The 20,330-nt window shown below is 68.2% G+C and carries 16 protein-coding genes; 9 read left to right on the top strand and 7 right to left on the bottom strand.

Annotation, left to right across the window (positions count from 1 at the left end; genetic code table 11):
• The first annotated feature begins 25 nt into the window (after positions 1-25).
• From WDU99_RS14775 to WDU99_RS14740, 8 genes are all read left to right on the top strand, one after another.
• On the top strand, positions 26-1,138 hold the full coding sequence (locus WDU99_RS14775; protein WP_337333228.1) for a LacI family DNA-binding transcriptional regulator: 1,113 nt from the start codon (positions 26-28) through the stop codon (positions 1,136-1,138).
• A 56-nt stretch (positions 1,139-1,194) separates the two neighbouring features.
• A complete protein-coding gene (locus WDU99_RS14770) occupies positions 1,195-4,149 on the top strand; it encodes a Na+/H+ antiporter subunit A (protein WP_337333227.1) in 2,955 nt (984 codons plus the stop codon).
• Entirely contained in the window at positions 4,149-4,772 is a 624-nt protein-coding gene (locus WDU99_RS14765; protein WP_337333226.1) for a Na(+)/H(+) antiporter subunit C, read from the top strand. Before WDU99_RS14770 ends, WDU99_RS14765 begins: the two co-directional genes overlap by 1 nt.
• Positions 4,769-6,331 carry a Na+/H+ antiporter subunit D gene (locus WDU99_RS14760; protein ID WP_337333225.1) on the top strand — a complete coding sequence of 521 codons (1,563 nt, stop codon included), beginning with the start codon at positions 4,769-4,771 and terminating at the stop codon, positions 6,329-6,331. The genes WDU99_RS14765 and WDU99_RS14760 overlap by 4 nt, the downstream gene beginning before the upstream one ends.
• The gene (locus WDU99_RS14755) at positions 6,331-6,936 is read left to right on the top strand and encodes a Na+/H+ antiporter subunit E (RefSeq protein ID WP_337333224.1); all 606 of its coding nucleotides are present in this window, start codon (positions 6,331-6,333) and stop codon (positions 6,934-6,936) included. The genes WDU99_RS14760 and WDU99_RS14755 overlap by 1 nt, the downstream gene beginning before the upstream one ends.
• Positions 6,933-7,202 (top strand): MrpF/PhaF family protein, encoded by a 270-nt coding sequence (locus WDU99_RS14750; protein ID WP_337333223.1) that lies wholly within the window; start codon positions 6,933-6,935, stop codon positions 7,200-7,202. Before WDU99_RS14755 ends, WDU99_RS14750 begins: the two co-directional genes overlap by 4 nt.
• The gene (gene mnhG / locus WDU99_RS14745; protein WP_337333222.1) at positions 7,199-7,591 is read left to right on the top strand and encodes a monovalent cation/H(+) antiporter subunit G; all 393 of its coding nucleotides are present in this window, start codon (positions 7,199-7,201) and stop codon (positions 7,589-7,591) included. The genes WDU99_RS14750 and mnhG overlap by 4 nt, the downstream gene beginning before the upstream one ends.
• Positions 7,592-7,907: 316 nt before the next feature.
• Positions 7,908-8,255 carry an endonuclease domain-containing protein gene (locus tag WDU99_RS14740; protein ID WP_337333221.1) on the top strand — a complete coding sequence of 116 codons (348 nt, stop codon included), beginning with the start codon at positions 7,908-7,910 and terminating at the stop codon, positions 8,253-8,255.
• Positions 8,256-8,327: 72 nt separating this feature from the next.
• Here the strand turns inward: WDU99_RS14740 and WDU99_RS14735 are convergent, their stop codons facing one another.
• The 6 genes from WDU99_RS14735 to argG form a co-directional block, all read right to left on the bottom strand.
• Positions 8,328-9,089 (bottom strand): alpha/beta fold hydrolase, encoded by a 762-nt coding sequence (locus WDU99_RS14735; protein ID WP_337333220.1) that lies wholly within the window; start codon positions 9,087-9,089, stop codon positions 8,328-8,330.
• Positions 9,090-9,117: 28 nt separating this feature from the next.
• Complete coding sequence (locus WDU99_RS14730) at positions 9,118-11,757, bottom strand: penicillin acylase family protein (RefSeq protein WP_337333219.1); 2,640 nt, start codon at positions 11,755-11,757, stop codon at positions 9,118-9,120.
• 113 nt (positions 11,758-11,870) lie between these two features.
• Positions 11,871-14,054 carry a YhgE/Pip domain-containing protein gene (locus tag WDU99_RS14725; protein WP_337333218.1) on the bottom strand — a complete coding sequence of 728 codons (2,184 nt, stop codon included), beginning with the start codon at positions 14,052-14,054 and terminating at the stop codon, positions 11,871-11,873.
• Positions 14,051-16,921 (bottom strand): YhgE/Pip domain-containing protein, encoded by a 2,871-nt coding sequence (locus tag WDU99_RS14720; protein WP_337333217.1) that lies wholly within the window; start codon positions 16,919-16,921, stop codon positions 14,051-14,053. The genes WDU99_RS14725 and WDU99_RS14720 overlap by 4 nt, the downstream gene beginning before the upstream one ends.
• Positions 16,918-17,535, bottom strand: coding sequence for a TetR/AcrR family transcriptional regulator (locus tag WDU99_RS14715; protein WP_337333216.1), 618 nt, complete (start codon positions 17,533-17,535; stop codon positions 16,918-16,920). Before WDU99_RS14715 ends, WDU99_RS14720 begins: the two co-directional genes overlap by 4 nt.
• Positions 17,536-17,637: 102 nt before the next feature.
• Positions 17,638-19,068: an argininosuccinate synthase gene (argG, locus tag WDU99_RS14710; protein WP_337333215.1), complete on the bottom strand. Its 1,431-nt coding sequence runs from the start codon at positions 19,066-19,068 to the stop codon at positions 17,638-17,640.
• A gap of 120 nt (positions 19,069-19,188) precedes the next feature.
• Here argG and WDU99_RS14705 point away from each other — a divergent pair, with 120 nt between their 5' ends.
• The gene (locus tag WDU99_RS14705; protein WP_337333214.1) at positions 19,189-19,620 is read left to right on the top strand and encodes a DUF5979 domain-containing protein; all 432 of its coding nucleotides are present in this window, start codon (positions 19,189-19,191) and stop codon (positions 19,618-19,620) included.
• Between the two features lie 112 nt (positions 19,621-19,732).
• Here the strand turns inward: WDU99_RS14705 and WDU99_RS14700 are convergent, their stop codons facing one another.
• Positions 19,733-20,284 carry a MarR family winged helix-turn-helix transcriptional regulator gene (locus tag WDU99_RS14700; protein WP_337333213.1) on the bottom strand — a complete coding sequence of 184 codons (552 nt, stop codon included), beginning with the start codon at positions 20,282-20,284 and terminating at the stop codon, positions 19,733-19,735.
• Positions 20,285-20,330: the final 46 nt, after the last annotated feature.

The raw sequence follows: 20,330 nt of genomic DNA, 5'->3' as shown, positions 1-20,330 counted from the left end.
TGCACCGCCGGGTTATCCTCGGGATATGACCACCGACGGCCGCCGCGCGACCATCGCCGACGTCGCACGAGAAGCAGGGGTGTCGACGTCGACGGCGTCGGTCGTCTTCAGCGGCAAGGTGAACGTCGCCGACGCCACGCGCGAGCGCGTGCTCGCGGCGGCCGAGTCGCTCGGCTACGCCGGCCCCGACCCGCGTGCGGCGTCACTGCGCACCGGACGCAGCGGGATCGTCGGCGTGCTGCTCGGGGGAGAGCTGCGTCATGCCTTCCTCGACCCGGTCACCACGGTGATGATGGACGGGCTCGCCGACGCCCTCGCCGACGACAGCGTGGGCCTGCTGCTCCTGCGCGACGACCCGCGCGAGGGCGAGGCACCGCCGATCGCCGACGCGCCGGTGGATGCCGTCGTCCTGATCGGATGCTCGACGCGAATCCGTCCCGCCCTCGACGCCGTCCGTCGCCGAGGCCTGCCGGTCGTGGTCATCGAGGGCGATGCCGGCGCGGACTTTCCCCAGGTCACACTCAACAATCGCGAGGCCAGCGCAGAGATCGCGGAGCATCTATTCCAGCTCGGGCACAGAAACGTCGCCACGATCACGCTTCCGCTCGCGGAGGACCGCAGCCGCCTGGCCCTGACGGAGGAGCGGGTGGCTGCTGCGACGGTCGACGTCGCGCTCGACCGGCTCGCGGGATTCCGTCACGTGTACCCGGACGCCCCCGGGGTGTCGTCGGCGGGGAGCCTGGTCGACGAGGGCATCCACAGTGCGCGCATGCTGCTCGCCGACGCCGACGGGCGATTGCGCGACGACCGCCCCACGGCGATCGTCGCGCAGAGCGACCTGCTGGCGGTGGGTGCGATTCGCGCCGCCGAAGAACTCGGTCTGCGCGTGCCGGACGACCTGAGCGTCGTCGGTTTCGACGGCATCTCGGCCGACGGACTCGGATCGCAGCGTCTGACGACGATCGCCCAGCCGGCGTTGGCCAAGGGGCGCGCCGCCGGTGAGCAGATCTCGCGGATGCTGGCGGGAGAGCCGGGGGAGTCGGTGCACTTCACGTGCACCTTCCGCGCGGGCGAGACCACGGCGTCACCGCCGCGGGATGTCGCGGACCGGGTCACTCCCCAGCCGCGGGGTCGGTAGAATAGGACGAAACGCCCGCCTGTGCCGGAAGGCCTCGACGCGCTGAGGAGCCGCTTATGCTGTTGCTCCTCGCGGTGTTCCTGGCGGGGGCGCTCATCCTCCCCGTGCTGGTCCGCTGGCTTGGAGCACAGGCATTCGTCATCGGCGCACTCGTGCCGATCGCGGCATTCGTGCATGCTCTTGCCCGCACCCCCGAGGTGATGAACCCGGACACGACGCCGTTCCAGAGCTACGCGTGGATCCCTCAGCTCGGGCTGAATCTCTCCATGCGCATGGACGTGCTGGGTTGGGTCATGACGCTCATCGTCACCGGCGTCGGAGCGCTCGTGCTGCTGTACTGCCGGTGGTACTTCCACGACGATGCCGTCGAAGTCGGCCAGTTCGCGGGCGTGCTGCTCGGCTTCGCCGGTGCCATGTACGGGCTGGTGCTCACCGACGACCTGATCGTCATGGTGATGTTCTGGGAGCTCACCAGCATCCTCTCCTATCTGCTCATCGGGCATTACCGGCGCCGTGCCGTCAGCCGTCGTGCCGCGCTGCAGGCGCTGCTGGTCACCACGCTCGGCGGGCTGGTGCTGTTCGTCGGTGCGATCCTGCTCGTGGTGGACGCCGGCACAGCCAGCATCCGAGAGCTGCTCGCCCTCGCCCCCACCGGGCCGATGGTCGATGCCGCCGTGGTGATGCTGCTGATCGGCGCGATCAGCAAATCGGCGCTCTTCCCGTTCCACTTCTGGCTGCCGGGAGCGATGGCCGCGCCAACGCCCGTCAGCGCCTATCTGCACGCCGCCGCCATGGTCAAGGCGGGCATCTACCTCATCGCGCGCTTCGCGCCGATCTTCGCCCTGGCCGCGCCGTGGCGGCCCATGGTCATCGGTCTCGGCGTGTTCACCATGCTGCTCGGTGGCGTCCAGGCGCTGCGCGAGACCGACCTCAAGCGAATCCTGGCGTTCGGCACGGTCAGCCAGCTCGGATTCTTCGCGATCGTGATCGGCTACGGCACGCCAGGGGCCGCGCTGGCAGGACTCGCGCTGGTGGTCGCGCACGCCCTGTTCAAGTCGGCGCTGTTCCTGATCGTCGGAGTGATCGACCGCCAGCTGTCCACCCGTGACATCGACGAGCTGTCGGGAGTGGGTCGTCAGGCGCCCGTCATGGCGACGGCGGCGTTCATCGCGGTCGCATCGATGATGGGCATCGCCCCCACGATCGGGTTCGTCGCCAAGGAGTCCACCCTCACGGCCCTGCTCGAAGACGCCCAGCACGGGTCGGTCTGGGGGTGGGTGGCCCTGATCGGCGTCACCGTCGGCGCCGCGCTGACCGCGGCCTACGGCGCCCGGTTCCTGTGGGGCGCCTTCTGGCGCAAGAGGGACTCCTCTGGCACATATATGCCCGAGACGGCATGGCCGGATCCGCCGGTCGGATTCCTGTCGGCGCCGATCATCCTCGCGGGCCTCACGATCGCTGCCGGCCTGGGCGCACCGGCCGTCGACAGCGTGCTGCAGGGCTATGCCGTCACCGCGCTGCCGCCCGGGTCGACGGCATCGCCGGAACCCGGGCATCTGGCGCTGTGGCACGGGCTCGAGCCCGCGCTGTTCCTCTCACTGGGCGCGGTGCTCGTCGGCCTCGCCGTCTTCCTGCTCAGCATCCGCACCGCCTGGGATCGCCGACGCCGCCTGCTGCGCTTCACCGCCGCCGACGTGTACTACGCCGTGATGCGCGGCGTCGACCGGCTCTCCGTGCTCACCACCAGCCTCACCCAGCGCGGTTCGCTGCCGCTCTACGTCGGCACGGTGTTCGTCGTGCTGGTCGCCGCCGAGGCGACCGTTCTCGTCGCAGCCCTGCCCGGCAGAGTCGAGCTGTCTGCCTGGCACACGTCCGCGCAGATCGTCGTCGCGCCCGTGATGGCGATCGCCGGGGTCGTCGCCGTGCGCGCTCGCAAGCGATACACCGGCGTCGTGCTCGTCTCAGTCACCGGTCTCGGGATGGTGGTGCTGTTCGCCACCAGCGGTGCACCCGACCTCGCGCTCACGCAGATCCTGGTCGAGACCGTCACCATGGTCACCTTCGCCCTCGTGCTGCGGCGCCTTCCGTCGCGCCTGGGCGAGCACAACGCCTCGGTGGGGCGGGTGCCGCGCGCCGTGCTGGCCATCGGGGTGGGCGTCACGATGGCGTTCGTCGCGATCGTCGCCACACAGGCGCGCATGTTCGATCCGGTGTCCGTCGACTTCGCCGACCTCGCCTACGAGCTCGGCTACGGCAAGAACGTCGTCAACGTCGCACTGGTCGATCTGCGCGGCTGGGACACCATGGGCGAGCTGAGCGTGCTCGTGCTGGCAGCCACGGGCGTGGCATCCCTCGTCTTCGTCACCCACCGCGCCGATCTGCTGTCAGCGACCCGCGACCTGCCTGCCACTGATCGGCGCTACGCCGCCCGCCGTCCCCTCGTCGAGACCGACGAGGGCCTGCGGTTCCAGACCGCGGAGAACCGCGGCGCACCGCGGGCGTGGCTGGTCAGCGGACAGCAGATCAGGGCCGAGGACAGGTCGATCCTGCTCGAGGTGATCGTGCGCGTGCTGTTCCACACGATCATCGTCGTCTCGATCTATCTGCTCTTCGCCGGTCACAACAACCCCGGCGGCGGCTTCGCCGGGGGCCTCGTCGCCGGCATGGCCCTGGTGATGCGATACATCGCCGGCGGTCGCTGGGAGCTCGGCGCCGCCGCACCCACCGATGCCGGACGCCTGCTCGGCTCGGGCCTGGTGCTCGCGGTGGGCGCCGCGACGGTGCCGCTGTTCTTCGGCATGGCACCGCTCGAGAGCACCGTGTGGGAGTGGGATGTGCCGGTGCTCGGTCACCTGGAGTTCGTCTCGTCGACCGTATTCGACATCGGCGTCTACCTCGTCGTGATCGGGCTGGTGCTCGACGTGCTGCGCAGTCTCGGCGCCGAGGTCGACAGGCAGGCCGCGGCGCTGCGCTCACCACGCGCGACCGCGTCCGAGGGGGTGCGTTCCTGATGGATGCGTCACTGACCCTCATCATCATCATGGCGGTGCTCTTCGCAGCCGGGGTGTACGCGATGATGGAGCGCAGCTTGACCCGGGTGCTGATCGGGTTCCTGCTGCTCGGCAATGCGACCAACCTGCTGCTGCTGATCGTCATGGGCAGGCCGGGTACGGCCCCGTTCTACGGCGCCGAGGGGGAGGTCAGCGACCCGCTTCCGCAGGCGCTGACCCTGACCGCCATCGTGATCACCTTCGCCGTGTCGGCGTTCCTGCTCGCCCTGATCTATCGCTCATGGCAGCTCGGACAGGCCGACACCGTCGAGGACGACGAGGTCGACATCGCGCTGCGCGAGCGCTCGGATGCCGAAGAGGAGCTCTTCGACGACGAGTCGGATGCCACCGAGGACGACGCCACCACCGACTTCGTCGGCGTCACCACCGCGCCCATCACCGTGCTGCATATGCGCGATCACCCGTCGATCCACGATGACGCGCCCGTCGACCGGCCCGATGGGCCCGCGCTCCCTGAGCGAGCGGAGCCCAAGCACCCGGTTCCTGAGCGAGCGGAGCGAGACGAAGGACGACCAGAAGGCTCTGCATCAGCATCCGACGAAGCAGGGGAGGAGAAGCCATGAGCGCGCTCGTTCCCCTGATCGTGATGCTGCCGCTGCTCGGCGCGGCCGTCACGCTGATCTTCGGCCGCAATGCGCGACTGCAGATCTTCGTGTCGGCGGGCACCCTTGCGGCAGTCTCGATCATCGCGGCGGTGCTGCTGTATGCGGTGGATACCGGCGGCCAGGCCTTCGCCGTGTCGGTCGGCGGCTGGCCCGTGCCGTTCGGAATCGTGCTGTACGTCGACCGGTTCGCGGCGCTGCTGGTGGTCATCTCGAGCATCGTGCTGCTGGCGGTGCTGCTGTTCTCGATCGGTCAGGGTTCGGCAGACGGCGCCGAGGAGACGCCGATCTCGATCTTCAACCCGACCTACCTCATCCTCGCCGCGGGCATCTTCGATGCGTTCATCGCCGGCGACCTGTTCAATCTCTACGTCGGATTCGAGATCCTGCTCGTCGCCTCGTACGTGCTCATCACGCTGGGCAGCACCGAATCCCGCATCCGCACCGGCGCGGTCTACATCGTCGTCTCGCTGGTGTCGTCGATCCTGTTCCTCGCGGCGATCGCCATGATCTACGGAGCGGTCGGCACCGTGAACATGGCCCAGGTCGCCGAGCGCGTCGCGCAGCTGCCGCAGGAGACCCAGCTCGTGCTGCACCTGCTGCTCGTGGTGGCGTTCGGCATCAAGGCCGCCATCTTCCCGGTGTCGTTCTGGCTGCCCGACTCGTATCCGACGGCCCCGGCACCGGTCACGGCGGTGTTCGCGGGACTGCTGACCAAGGTCGGCGTGTACGCGCTGATCCGCACCGAGACGCAGCTGTTCGCCTCGAACAGCATCGACACGCTGCTGCTCATCGTCGCCCTCGCCACGATGGTGGTCGGCGTGCTGGGTGCGGTGGCGCAGGCCGAGCTGAAGCGGATCCTGTCGTTCACCCTGGTCAGTCACGTCGGGTACATGATCTTCGGCCTGGCGATCGCGACCGAAGAGGCGATCGGGGCGACGGTGTACTACATCTTGCACCACATCGTGGTGCAGACCACCCTGTTCCTCGCCGTCGGACTCATCGAGCGCAAGGCCGGCAGCACGTCGATCCTGCGGGTGAACGGCCTCATGAAGGCCGCGCCGCTGCTGGCGGTGCTGTACTTCGTACCGGCGATCAACCTGGGTGGACTGCCGCCGTTCTCCGGCTTCATCGGCAAGATCGCCCTGTTCGAATCAGCGGCCACGGTCGGTACGCCGCTCATGATCGTGCTGATCTTCGGTGGCATCCTCACCTCTCTGCTCACGCTCTACGCCCTCATGCGCGCCTGGAACCTCGCGTTCTGGCGCGAGGAGGACGACGCCGGTGAGGGCGTCGACGGCGACCGCCGCATCGCCTACCTGGGCAACGCCCCGGCCGCCGACGTGCAGCAGGAGACGCGGGTCATCCCGTCGATCATGACCGTCGCCACCGGTGGCATGGTCGCCGTCACCCTGGCCCTGACGATCTTCGCCGGTCCGCTGTACGCGCTGTGCGACCGCATCGGCAGCGGACTGCTGCAACCCGTCACCCTGTCGCAGATCGATGAGGAGGCAGGCTGATGAGCCCCGAATCTCGACGTGGCATCGCGCGCGACCTGCTGCTGCAGCTGCCGTTCCTGCTCTGGCTGGTGGTGCTGTGGATGCTGCTGTGGCACCAGTTCACCCCGCTGGCCGCGCTCACCGGGCTCATCGTCGCGATCTTCGTGACCCGCGTCTTCCGTCTGCCGACGGTCGAGCTCGTCGGCCGGATCAACCTCTGGTACACCCTGGTGTTCATCGTGCTGTTCCTCGGCGCGGTCGTCGTCGGTGCCGTCAGCGTCGCGATCCAGGTGTTCGACTTCCGGCGTCAGCCCGGCGCGGCGGTCATCGCGATCCCCCTGCGTTACGCCGACGACATCGTCACCACGCACGTGGCCATCACGGCCTCGCTCATCCCCGGATCGCTCGTGGTCGAGAGCGACCGGGATCGTCGCATCCTCTATCTGCACGTGATCGGTGTGCACGACCGCGCCGACGTCGATGCCTTCCGCGAGGGCGTGCTGCGCTGGGAGCGGCGCATCGTGCGTGCGGTCGGCTCGCCCTCTCAGTACCGGGCGCTGAAGGCCGACATGAAGGCTGGGTCGCTGAGCCGGGCGAAGGGTCCCGGGGCGGGAGGCACCCGATGAACATCCTGCTGCTGATCATCATGATCGTCTTCGGCGTGGCCTCGCTGCTGTGCGTGGTGCGCATCATCCGCGGTCCGTCGATCCTCGACCGCGCAGTGGCCTCCGACGTGCTGCTGACCCTGGTGATGTGCGTGCTGGGTGCCGAGATGGCGATCAACGGGCACACCCGCAACGTGCCGGTGCTGCTGATCATCGCGGCCGTCGGCGTGTTCTCATCAATCGCCGTGGCCCGCTATGTGGCACGAAGGGACAACACGACATCGTGAACACCTTCCTCGAGCTCGAACTGCCCGCCCCCGTCGCCGACGGGATCGTGCTGGTGCTGGTGCTGCTGGGTGCGATCCTGTGCCTGTCGGCGGCGGTCGGGCTGCTGCACTTCCGCGACGTGCCCTCGCGGCTGCACGCAGCCACGAAGCCCCAGGTTCTGGGACTTCTGCTGATCTGCCTGGCCATCGCCGTCTCGCAGCGCACTGTCGGCGCGATCCTCTTGGGGGTCGTGATCGTGATCCCGGTGATCCTGCTGCAGTTCGCGACCGCCCCGCTGTCGGCGCACATGGTCGGGCGACAGGCCTACCGCAACGGCTCGATCCAGGCGCACAGCCTCGTCGCCGACGAGTACGCCGAATCGAAGCAGACCCCGCCCGCCGCGGGCTGAGACCGGACGGGCGCGGCCGGTTCTGCTGTTTCTGTTCAGAACTCCGGAGAACTTCTGCGGGTGGTGCCGTTCTCCCCCGATTCGGGGCCGACAGCCCAGGTTCCTCCGGAGTTCTGTGCATCCCACTCTCCCTGCACATCGGCGGTGAGCGGGAATTCTGTCCACAGAGCTTTACGCACAAGGGCCCGACACCCGCGCGATCACCGCGGGAGTGCGCGCGGGATCACTCATACGGCTGCGGCACGGCTACTATGTCACCCACCGCGTCTCAGAGCACATCGCCACCGCTGTGCGTATCGGCGGACGTGTCGCCTGCGTGACACTGCTGCAGATGATCGGGGTGTTCGTGCTGGGGTTGCCCTTCGAGACCCAGGTCACGCTGATCGGGGTCGGCAGGGTGGACTTCGTCGTGGCCGGCTGGCTCATCATCGAGTGCGACAGTCGAGAGTTCCATGAGGGCTGGGACAAGCAGGTGGATGATCGGGCGCGCGATCTGGCGGCCGCCCGGCTGGGATACGTGACAATCCGGCCAATTGCCGCCGACGTCTTCAACAGGCCGGACACGGTGAGGGCGGCGATCAAGGAGGTGGTTGACGTGCTGGGACCTCTGCTCGGCGATCGGCCTCGTCCGAAACTCCGGAAGAATCACCGGATACCTGCCTGATCGTTGCCGGTATTGGGGAAACCGCCGGATTTCTCCGGAGTTCTGTGCACAGGGGCGCTGCGCGCGGCCGGGTCAGAGCCCCCGCACGTAGTCGAGGATGACCTCCGCCGCCGCGCCGGAGTCGCTGATCAGCGTGCCGTGGCCGTGATCGGGGATCTCCTCGAACCGCGAATCGGCGATCGCGTCGGTGATCTCGCGGCACCAGGCCATCGGGGCAAGCGGGTCGTGCTGACCGCGCAGCACGAGAGTCGGAACGCGCACGCGGGCGTAGGCGTTCTCGGGCTCGTGCACGATCGTCGCGCGCATCTTGCGAATGAGGTTCGGGCCGCCCCGCAGGTACTCGCGGGCGCCGCGCCACAGCACCGTCGGGCGCTCACCGATCAGATCGCGCAGCAGGTAGCCGGCTTGTGCGCGCACGCTGCGCGATGCGCTGTTGACGGTGGGTCCGGCGAGGACGAGCCCGGAGACGATATCGGGATGCCGCGCAGCGACCTCCGCGGCGATCTGGCTCCCCATCGAATGACCGAGCATCACGGCATCGTCGATGCCACGCGAACGCAGGAAGGCCGCCACCAGATCGGCGTGACGCTCCATGGTGAGTGTGCGCTCCGGCTCGGGCGCCTCACCGAATCCCGGAAGGTCGATGCCGACCACGCGTCCCTCAAGATGCGAGGTGAGGTCGACGTACACGCTGCGCCCCATGCCGATGCCGTGCAGCAGCACGATGGGCTGCTCACCCGAGCCGAAGTCCTCGAACACCAGCGTCGCACCGGCGTGTGCGAACTCGCCGATCCGCGCGAAGACGCCCTCGGGGGCGAGCAGACGTTCCGGCATGCGACCAACGCTACCCGCGCTGCGGCACTCAGCCGGCAGGCTTCAGCACCAGGGTGTCCACCGCGGCGGCATTCACCGCTTTGTCGCTGTATGCCCACGGCTTCTGCACACCCTTGGCCCAGTCGTCGGTCTGGTCTGTGTAGTGCTGGTTGAACGCGTGCCCACTGGCGCCGGTGAGGTGGTTCCAGGTCGAGGCGTCGAAGTCCGACAGGTCGATCACCATGCGCATCGACGGCACTGTCGTCGTCGCGTACGACTCGCCCATCCGCCAGCCGGTGGCGTTGACCACCGATGAGCCGCCGCCGACAGGGTACGGGCCGCGGTTGAACAGCCATTCGATGGGTGCGATGCCCGAGGTGCCGAGCGTGTCGTGGGTGAGCGGCAGCGCGTGCAGCGATCCCCAGTTCCATCGCGTGACATCCTCGCCCTGCAGTCCGGCGAGCTCGTCGTAGGCCTGTTCTGCAGAGAGCGCCAGCATGGCGTACATGCCGGTGGTGTCGAGTCGCTCATTGACCCACAGGGGGTCGTCGGCGTCGTCGAGCATCGTGCGGACGACGCTGAACAGTCGCCCTTGGTCACCGACCGGCAGCGGTACCTCGCGGTCGACGAAGACGTTGTGCACCAGGTTCGACCACAGCACGTTCGCGTAGGCGGCGGCGGGGGAGTCGGGGTCGTTCTGCGCATCCCAGGTGCGCAGCAGGTCGACAGCCGCCTCCGGTCCGGCGCCATCGACCTCGACCTTGTCCATCACGACCGCGAGCTGCTTGCCGATCCACATCTCGTTGTCCATCTGGATGTCGCGCATGTCCTGCGCGGTGATCAGCCCGGCCGCGGCCTTGCGCTCGATCAGATGTGCGATGCGGGCCGCACGATATCCGTAGTCCCAGTCGCGGGAGAGGAAGTAGTCGTAGTCGTCAGTGACGATCGCGTTGTTCGCCGTGACGATGTATCCCTGGGGCGGGTTGTACGAGACCGGCAGCTCCTCGAAGGGGATGAAGCCCTTCCAGTCGTACGCGCTGTCCCAGCCGGCTTGCGGCAGCCACCCGTCGCCGGCGCCTCGGATCGGCAGCCGTCCCGGTGCCTGGTAGCCGATGTTGCCCTCGGTGTCGGCGTAGACGAGATTCTGTGCGGGGACGTCGAAGAGGGATGCTGACTGTCGGAACTCCTGGAAGTTCGACGCCGTGTTCATGGCGAACAGTGCGCTCGCCGTCGTACCAGGGTCCAGTGCCGTCCAGCGCAGGCTCACCGCGGTCTCTCCGGCGGGGATCTCGGGCGCGTTCTCGAGCGGGAGGACGGCGTCGCCGGCGCTGACCACAGGGGCATCCGAGATCGCGGTGAAGTCGTCGGTGAGCCCTGAGATGATCGGGCCGTGCACCGTGCGCCGGATCGTGAGCGGCACGTCGTCGCCACCGGCGACCTTGATGACGTCCTGCTCGATCTCCATCGGCGTCAGTGCACCGTCTCGCCAGTACTGATCGCCGTCGACCTTCTCGATGTACAGGTCGGTGACGTCGGTGGTGAGGTTGGTGAAGCCCCACGCGATCTCGGCGTTGTGGCCGATGACGACCCCGGGCAGCCCCGAGAACGAGAAGCCGCCGACGTCGAACGGGCAGCTGTCGCTGACCGTGTCGCAGCGCAGCTGGATCTGGTACCAGACCGAAGGCAGCGACGCGCCCAGATGCGGGTCGTTCGACAGCAGCGGCATGCCACTCTCGGTGAGGTCGCCCGAGACCACCCACGAGTTGGAGCCGATGCCCTCGCCGACGCCGCCGAGCAGCATGCTCGCCGCCTCGATGACACCCTCGGCCTGCTGCCACTCGACGGTCGCGAGGGCATCCGATACGTCGGCCTTCGTCTCGTCGGAGTACGCGGCCGGCACCGCTTCGGCCGGCAGAGGCTCGACCGCCGAGATCTTCGGCACGATCACGGGGTTCCGATCGAACGGATACGGCGGGTAGGCCGTCTCGATCAGAGCCTGCGATTCAGCATCCGACGATCCTGACTGCTGCAGCTGGGCTGCGAGCAGCGCGCGGTCGGTCTCGTCCTCGACGTTGGTGCGCAGGTCCCAGGCCATGGCCTTCAGCCAGGCGACGGAGTCGGCGGGTTCCCAGGGCTCGGGTTCGTAGTCGGGGTTCTGTATGCCGAGGACGGCATACTCGAGTGACAGTTCGGCGCCCGAGCGGGATGAGAGGTACGCGTTCACGCCGTCGGCGTAGGCCTGGTAGTACGCCCTGGTGGTCTCGTCGAGGTTCTCGACCTCTTGCTCCGCGACCTTGCGCCAGCCGAGGGTGCGCAGGAACTTATCCGTCGCCACCTGGGATTCACCGAACATCTCGGCGACGCGCCCCGCGGTCACATGGCGGCGGAAGTCCATCTCGAAGAATCGATCCTGCGCGTGTGTGAATCCCTGAGCGTAGAACAGATCGTCGGTGCTCGACGCCGTGATCGTCGGGATGCCGCGTTCGTCGCGCTGCACGGTGACCGAACTCTCGAGTCCCTTCAACGGCACCTCGCCCGAGGTCTGCGGGAACGATCGCTGGATGGTCCAGGTGACGAAGAACGCCGCGGCCACCGCGAGGGTGACGAGCACGGCGATCACGATGAAGGCGATCCGCCCGATCCTAACGGAGAGAGATCGGCGGGCGGGTTCGCTTGCTGTGCTCATCATCAATGAAAGACTCTCGGGTAGTTCGTGAGACTCCGTGTCACGGAGTCTGAGCGCGCGTTTCGGGACGCGCACGCTCTGGCATCCTACCCACTTCGATCATCGGTGAGCGTACGTCACATGAGCTTGGTCGACTCCAGCGCACGCAGCATCTTCCGGTTGCCGCTGATCAGCGGCAGCCGCAGCACGAGACCCAGCAGAAGCGCGGGCGCGATGAACAGCGCCAGCCATCCCAGCGACACCCAGAAGTCGTTCTGGTAGATGCCGGCGATCGCGGCGCGCATCGCGTTGACCGCGTGAGTGGCGGGGAGGAACGGACTGATGTTCTGGAACCACTGCGGCAGCACCTGCAGCGGGTACGCCCCTCCCGAACCGGAGATCTGGATCACCAGCAGCAGCACGGCCAGCGCCTTGCCGGCATTGCCGAAGGTGACCACGAGTGTGTAGATGATCAGCATGAACACCAGCGAGGTCACCCAGGAGGCGAGGAGCAGCAGGAGCGGATGCTGCGGCTGCGCCTGCGTGAACAGGACGCTGCCGAGGCTCACCAGCGAGCTCTGCAGCAGGCCGACGATCGCGAAGATGCCGAACCGGCCCAGATACTGCTGGGTGGGGGAGAGCGGGGGGAGCTCCGATCCCTCGCCCTGTGGCGGATCGACCCGGATCGCCACCGCGGTCAGCAGCGCCCCCACCCACAGTGCCAGCACCGTGTACAGCGGGGTCATCGCGGCGCCGAAGCTCACGACCGAGTACACCGGCACGCGCTCCAGCGCGACGGGCTCGGCCAGGAACGTGGCGATGGCCCGCGGGTCGGCGCCGATCACATTGGTGAGATCGCTGAGGTCGCCGGTGTCGATGGCCTTCGTCAGGGCGGCATCGAGGTCGTCGAAGCGATCGGCGGCGTCGGTGAGTGACGTCGCCAGGCCGGTGCTCAGCTTCTCGCCGTCGGTGAGGATGCTGGTGAGCGAGTCCGTTCCGGAGAGCGACCCGACCGCTGCCGACAGGTCAGCGCCGATCGAGTCGATGTCGTGGCCGATCGAAGCGAGCGTGCCGGCGAGGGCGTCGAGCTTGGGCTGCAGGCTGTCGGCGTACGCGCTGCGGGCGTCTTGCATGGCAGTCGTCGCCTGCGAGATGAGCGCGGAGATCTCGGCGTGGGCGGACTGACGGTCGGCGTTGCCGTCGATGATCTGCGTGGCCGCCTGGTCCAGCCGCACCTGCAGGGCCTGTTGGCGTGCGATCGCGGCGTCGATGCGTGCGACAGCCGCGTCGAATGAGTCGAGCTGGCTCTCCGGCAGCAGTGGCCGCACGGTGTTGACGAGGTCGTCGCGCACCTTCTGCTGCTGGTCGACCTGCGTCTGCACGCGCGCGCCGATGGCGCGCAGCGCGTCGGCCGAGCTCGCCGACTGCGCGTCCATCGAGGCGAACACATCGTCGACGCTGTCGCCCAGGTCCCGGTAGCTGTCGGCCGTGGCCGACAGCGCCCGGCCGAGTGCGGCGGTCGTCGACGAGAGCGTCTGCCGCAGCGTCGTGGCGGCCTGCTTGCCGTCGCCGAGTGCGCCGGTCGCGCTGCGGAGGGTGTCGGCGGATGCTGATGCCAGGCCCGATGCGCTGTCGATCAGCGGCCGGCTGGAGCCGATCAGAGCGGTGAACATGTCGGCCGTGTCGGACCCCGCGCGCAGTTGCGCCGCCACAGAGGCGACGTGCGCCTGCAGCCGTGACAGGGCCGCCTGCGTATCGGCATCGTCGAGGTATGACGACAGTGAGGTGATGATGTTCAGGCCCGCCTCGCTGAGCGTCTCGGTGAACACCTCGTTGATGCTGGTCGAGACCTCTCCGGCGCCCTGCTCGGTGATCTTCGGGGCGAGGGCGTTCTTCTTCTCGTTGGTGTAATACTCGATGCGGGTGGGCTCGGAGCCGTTCGCGTAGAACGTCATCATGTCGGCGCTGAATGTGGGCGGCAGCACGATCGCGGCATAGTACTCTCCCGACCGCGTGCCATCGATCGCGTCGTCCTCAGAGGTGAAGACCCAGTCGAGGTCGTCATTCGCGCGCAGCGCCGAGAGCACCTGGTCTCCGACATTGAGACGGATCGGCACCAGGTCGCTCTGGTAGCCCTCATCGGTGCTGGCGACGGCGACCTTCAGGTTCTCGGTGCTGCCGAACGGGTTCCAGCTCGCGATCACGTTGAACCAGGTGAACAGCGACGGGATCACGACCAGGCCGAACAGCACGATCACGGCCATCACGCTGCTCGTCGCGCGACGCAGGTCGAAGCGGAGCACCCGCAGGATGTTCGTCACTTCTGCTCCCCTCCGTCCTGGGGGTCGACGTCGGGTTCCCTGTCGTCGTCGGTATCGTCCGAGGGCTCAGGCTGGGGGATCGCCTCGTCACCGGCATCCGCCTCGTCACCGGCATCCGCCTCGAAAAGCGCCTCGAGAACGGCGGTGTCGTCGTCAGGTCCGGTGTCGTCGTCCGGCCGCGCCTCCGAAGCCGGCCCCGCCTCGACCCGCGATTCCGGATGCTGCAGGACAGCGATCTGCGCGGTCGCGGCGTCCGGCGCGACGCTCGCGGCAGGATCCGACCCCGCACCCGGCGACGCGGCGGTGCGCAGGATCTCGGCGCCGCCGGCCTCATCGATCAGCGCCTGCCGCACCTCGGCCTCGGGCATCTCGCCCAACTCGGCTGCCTGCGCGATGCTCTGCTTGACGTACTCCAGCGCCACCAGCACGGCGATCAGGATCAGACACCACAGCGCCCACAGGCCGAGCATGGCGGCCTTGGCATCCGGCAGCAGCCACGCGGCGACGCCGATCACGGCCATCACGGCGATGCCGATGATCAGCGTGAGTCGCAATCGAGTCGGATACCGCTCGGTGAATCGACGGGCGCGCTCCGCGTTCTCGGCGCGGAAGCCGTCGCCGTCGGTCAGGGCGCGGATGATCTGCGGGGTGCGGCGGCGGCCGATGATCTGCACGTCCTCGCTGACCAACAGCCGGCTCTCGGCCAGCTTGCGGTTGAACAGCAGGGCGAAGCCCGCCAGCCGGCGCCGCAGGAACAGCCCCAGCACGAACGCCAGCACCACGAACACGGCGAGCGTCCCCATCGCACGCCACCAGGTGCCGTCGTAGAAGCCGCTGATCGTCTCGCGGAGCGCCTCGATGCCGTACGTGAACGGCAGGAACGGATACAGCCCGCGGAAGAAGTCCGGCATCATCTCGATCGGGTACAGGCCGGACGCCCCGGGGATCTGGAAGATCACCAGCAGGATGCACAGCCCCTTGCCGACGATGCCGAAGCACACCGACAGCGCGTAGATGATGCTGAGGTAGGCGAGGCCGATGAGCACACTGGTGCCCACGAAAGCGAGGGCGCTCGCGGTCTGGACGCCGATGATCAGGTTGCCGATCGAGACCAGCAGCGACTGGAAGAACACGATCGCGGCGAACAGCATCCAGCGGCCCAGATAGGCCTGCCGTACGGTGATGCCCTCGACGCCCTCGGTGTCGACCTCGAGGCGCATGATCACCATCAGCACGAAAGCGCCGATCCACAGAGACAGGTTCGTGAACAGCGCCGCCATGGCCGAGCCGTACGCCTGCGTCGGGAACATCACGTTCTCGTGCACCTGCACGGGCGAGGCCATGAAATGGGCGATCTGCTGCGGGTCCAGACCGCTGATCTCGCTGAGCCGGTTCCACACGTCGGCGGCACCCAGCGCGAGGACGTCGGTGCGCACGGTGCCCAGACCGTCCTCGGCGGTGGCGAGGTTGCCGTCGAGGGCCGTCAGCGCCGTCGCCGTCGAGCCGAGCTGGGTCTTCAGCCCCGCCAGCAGGCTCTGCGCCTGCGTCAGCTGGGAGCGCTGCGCGGCCACGGCCGCGGAGAACCCATCGGCGCTGGCCGACAGCGACGACATCGCACGGTTCAGGTCGGGCACGCTCCCGACGAGCGCCGTGCGGATGTCGCTGGCGGATGCCGCTGCCTGCGACACCGCGTCATCGAGCCTGCCCGCTGCGGTGTCGACCGAGGCGATCGTGCCGGCGACGTCGCCGTTCAGCGTCTTCAGGTCGGCGAGCACCTGCTGGTCGGCCGCGTTGCGCTGCTGCAGGGCCTCGATCGCCGTGCGCAGCGCCTGCGCCGACTCTGAGCCCGGGTCGGTCCGATCGAGCACGGCCTGCAGGTCTTCGAGTGCCGTGCCGTTGGCGGCGATCACCGCGGTCAGGTCGTCGATCGCGGTGCCTACCGCGACGTTCGCCTGCTGCAGACCGGCCGTCAGGGTCGCGATCGAGATGCTCATCCGGCTGGAGGCATCGGCGAGCAGGGCGGCGCCCTCCACATAGGCCGACGTCACTTCATCGGTGACGGTCAGCAGCTCCTGCTGCGCCTCGGCCGCGAGGGCCTGCGCCTGGGCGATCGACCTCTGCACGTCGGCGAGTGTGCGGTCGACCTTGCCCAGCGTCGTCGAGGTGCTGTCGAGCCGGTTCTGAGCGTCGGTCAGGCCGGAGCGCAGCTCGCCGAGACCCGTCCGCACGGACGAGACCTTCGCGACGGCGTCATCGAGAGCGGTGATCGAGCTGTCGCGCGCCTGCGTGAGTCTGCCCTCGACGTCGACCCCGGCATCCTTCAGCTGCTCGGCGACGGTCTTCGAGACCACTGACACGAAGGTGCTGTTGATCTGCTTGTCGAGAGTGGAGGCGCCGACGTCGGTGATCTTCGGGGCGATCGCGTTCGCCTTCTCGTTCACGTAGTACTTCAGCTCGGGGCGGGTGATCTCGTCCGTCGTGATGCTGAGGAAGTCGCTGCTGAAATCGGGTGGGATCACGATCGCGGCGTAGCTGGCGCCGCTGCGCACGGCGTCCAGCGCCTCGTCCTCGTCGAGGAACTGCCAGCCCAGCTGATGATCCTTCTTCAGCTCGGTCACGAGCTCGCCGCCGACGTCGATCGGGCCGGTCAGATCCGATGTCGCCCCCTCGTCCTGGTTGACGATCGCGACACTGACGTTCTGCGTGTTCGAGTACGGGTCCCAGAAGGCGACGATGTTGAACCAGGCGTAGAGCGAGGGCGTGACGATCACACCGATGATGATGATCCACGCCTTGCTGACGTGGGCGAGGCGGCCGAGGTCGCGCCGGAAGACGGTCCAGGCGTTGGGGGCGCCGGCCGAGCTCACGCGAGGGGCTCCGAGATGTCGGGGTGTGTCGTCAGCAGGGCGTCCGCCTCGCGCCACGACAGGCCTGCCACGCTCAGCACCGTGCGCACCGCGAGATCCGCGGCACCCGTGCTGGTGGCATCCGTCCTGGCGATGACCGTGCGCGCCACCTCCTCGATGAGTCGCGCGAGCACGTCGGCGGGGAGGTCGGTGCGGAAGCTGTCGTCGTGCTGTCCCCGTGCGACGAGCGCCGCCACGGTGTGCCGCAGCGGCGCGAGGGCCTCGGCGGTGTGCGCGACATGGGCCTCGTCGAGGGCGATCACGGCGGCGAACTGCACATGTGCGGCCTCCTGCCAGAGGCGTGCGGCCAGGCGCGCCAGCGCGAGTCGGGCGTCGGTGTCGGTGATCGACTCGGCGATCGCGTTGAAGCGCTGAGCGCCGGTGACGATGAGCTCGCGGATCAGGGCGTCGCGGTCGTCGAAATGGCCGTAGAGGGTGCGACGGGAGAGCCCAGCGCTGCGGGCGATGACGTCGACGCTCGCGTGCGGGTCGTTCGCCAGCGCGACGCGTGCGGCTTCGAGGATGCCGGCGCGATTCGTGCGCGCGTCGGCGCGGGGAATCCGTGCGGAAGGCATGCCTCAAGCGTAACTAACTTGCACAATCGTGTGCAAGTTAGTTCGGCGAACTCCCAGCATCCGCCCGCACGGCCCCCGTTTCGTCAAGGGAGCGGGCGCCGATCAGTCGGTGCCCAAGTCGAAGGCGGCACCCTCGGACGCTGCATCGACAGCATCCGCGAGGGCTTCGTCGTCGATGTCGGATGCCGAGATCTCGGCCGCTCCGCCGGCGGTGACCTTGCCGACGAGCTCGCCCGTCGCACCGCCGACCAGGCCGAGGCCCGCGTACTGCTCGAGGCGCGAGCGCGAGTCGGCGATGTCGAGGTTGCGCATGGTCAGCTGCCCGATGCGGTCGACGGGGCCGAAGGCCGCGTCGCCGACGCGCTCCATCGAGAGCTTCTCGGGACCGTACGACAGGTTCGGCGAGACGGTGTCGAGGATCGTCCAGTCATCGCCGCGGCGCAGGCGGAGCGTGACCGTCCCGGAGATGGTCAGGCCGACCCAGCGCTGGATCGACTCGCGCAGCATGAGCGACTGCGGCTCGAGCCAGCGGCCTTCGTACATCAGGCGGCCGAGGCGGCGGCCTTGCTCGTGGTAGGTCGCGAGGGTGTCTTCGTTGAGGATGCCGTTGACGAGGCGCTCGTAGGCGATGAACAGCAGCGCCATGCCCGGGGCCTCGTAGATGCCGCGCGACTTCGCCTCGATGATGCGGTTCTCGATCTGGTCGCTCATGCCGAGCCCGTGGCGGCCACCGATGGTGTTGGCCTCCATGACCAGCGCCACCGGGTCGCTGTACTCGGTGCCGTTGATGGCGACCGGGCGGCCGCCCTCGAAGGTGACCGTGACGTCTTCGGTCTCGATCGCGACCGAGGGGTCCCAGAACTTCACGCCCATGATCGGGTCGACGGTCTCGAGCGAGACATCGAGGTGCTCGAGGGTTTTCGCCTCGTGCGTGGCACCCCAGATGTTGGCATCCGTCGAGTACGCCTTCTCGGCCGAGTCACGGTACGGGAACCCGCGCTCGACCAGCCACTCGCTCATCTCCTGCCGGCCGCCGAGCTCGGTGACGAAGTCGGCGTCGAGCCATGGCTTGTAGATGCGCAGGCGCGGGTTGGCCAGCAGCCCGTACCGGTAGAACCGCTCGATGTCGTTGCCCTTGTAGGTCGAGCCGTCGCCCCAGATGTCGACGCCGTCCTCGCGCATGGCGCGCACGAGCATGGTGCCGGTGACGGCGCGACCGAGGGGCGTGGTGTTGAAGTACGTCTTGCCGCCGGAGCGGATGTGGAAGGCACCGCACTGCAGCGCGACGAAGCCCTCTTCGACCAGGGCGGTCTTGGCGTCGACGAGGCGCGAGGCCTCGGCACCGTACTCGAGCGCGCGGCCGGGGATCGAGGCGATGTCGTCTTCGTCGTACTGCCCGAGGTCGCCGGTGTAGGTGAAGGGGATCGCCCCCTTCTCGCGCATCCACGCGACGGCGACCGACGTGTCGAGACCACCGGAGAACGCGATGCCGACCTTTTCGCCGACGGGGAGGGACTGGAGCACCTTGGACATGGGTTCAAGTCTATCGGCGCTCGGCGTGTCGCCCCGCTCGCAGTGACGGCGCGGAGGCGGTCCTCGGATGCTGCTCGCGCGCATCCGAGGATTGCGGCGACCATAGATAGTCGATAGCGTTTGCACTGGTGCCCGGATCCGGAGGCACCTCGGGGCGCGACCTGGACCGACCTGCTCGGCGAGCCCCAGCAGCTCGACATCGAGGTGCGCGCCGGCGAGGCGACCGTCATCGAGAACCTGCCGCTGGGCACCGAGGTGACGCTCACCGAGAACGCGGCAGAGGTTCCGGCCAACGCCCGTTGGCACGGCGCCACCTGGTCGACCGATGACGAGTCGGTCGCGGTCGGCGGCACCGACGGCAACGCGGTCATGATCGTCGTGTCGGGCGAGAACGGCGCTCAGGCCGAGATCGAGGTCTCGAACGAGTTCGAGAAGCTGCCCGACCTCGCTGTCACCGGTGGCCCGATGATCACCGCATCCGTCGTCGTGCTGGCCGCACTTCTGATCGGAGTCGGCATCCTGATGCTCGTGCTGCGTCGCCGCCGCGTGTAAGCGGCGCGGTCAGCCGGATACATTCTGGGGGCCGACACGCCACATGTCGGACCGGTTCGCCGGTTTCGTCCGACATCTGGTGTGTCGGCCTCCGATGTGTATGGCCGAAGGGCTATTCGGCGAGCTCGCCCTGGGGGATGTCGGCCTCGGCGAGTGCGCCCAAGAAGCGGATCGCGGCCTCGCGGTCGTCAGGGGTCATCGCGGCCGCGGCGGAGAAGCGCCTGGCGTGCTGACGTCCGATAGTGTCGTGCGCGGACCGCCGCGTGCTCTCGGTGACCTCGAGACACGTGGTGCGTCGGTCGCGCGGGTGGGGTACCCGGATCAGGTGACCGCCGGCGACGAGGCGGTCGACGAGCTTGGTCGTCGAGGCGCTCGAGATGCCCACCTCGCGCGCGATGTCACCGGGCGTGACGACCTGGTGCTGCTCGGTGGCGCGGATGATCATGCGGATCGCGCGCATATCGCTCTCGTTGAGCTTCATGTATCGCTTGGACGCCTCGGAGAGCGCACGCGAGGCCACCTGCCACTCGCGAAGGGCCTCCAGCACGCGATAGCACTGATCGACATCCTGGTCGCTGAGCCCGGAACGGTCGATCAGATCGGATTCGGGCGAGAAATATCGCACCGGGCGATCCTCCACACGATCGTGTTCTGACTTGCGCACGTCGCCAGTGTACCTGCTAACCTTGGCGAAAATCATGCTTGGCTAG

Origin of the sequence: Microbacterium bandirmense, from assembly GCF_037204185.1 — a bacterium.
Lineage (GTDB): Bacteria > Actinomycetota > Actinomycetes > Actinomycetales > Microbacteriaceae > Microbacterium > Microbacterium bandirmense.
This window is presented reverse-complemented; position numbering and strand designations above follow the sequence as displayed.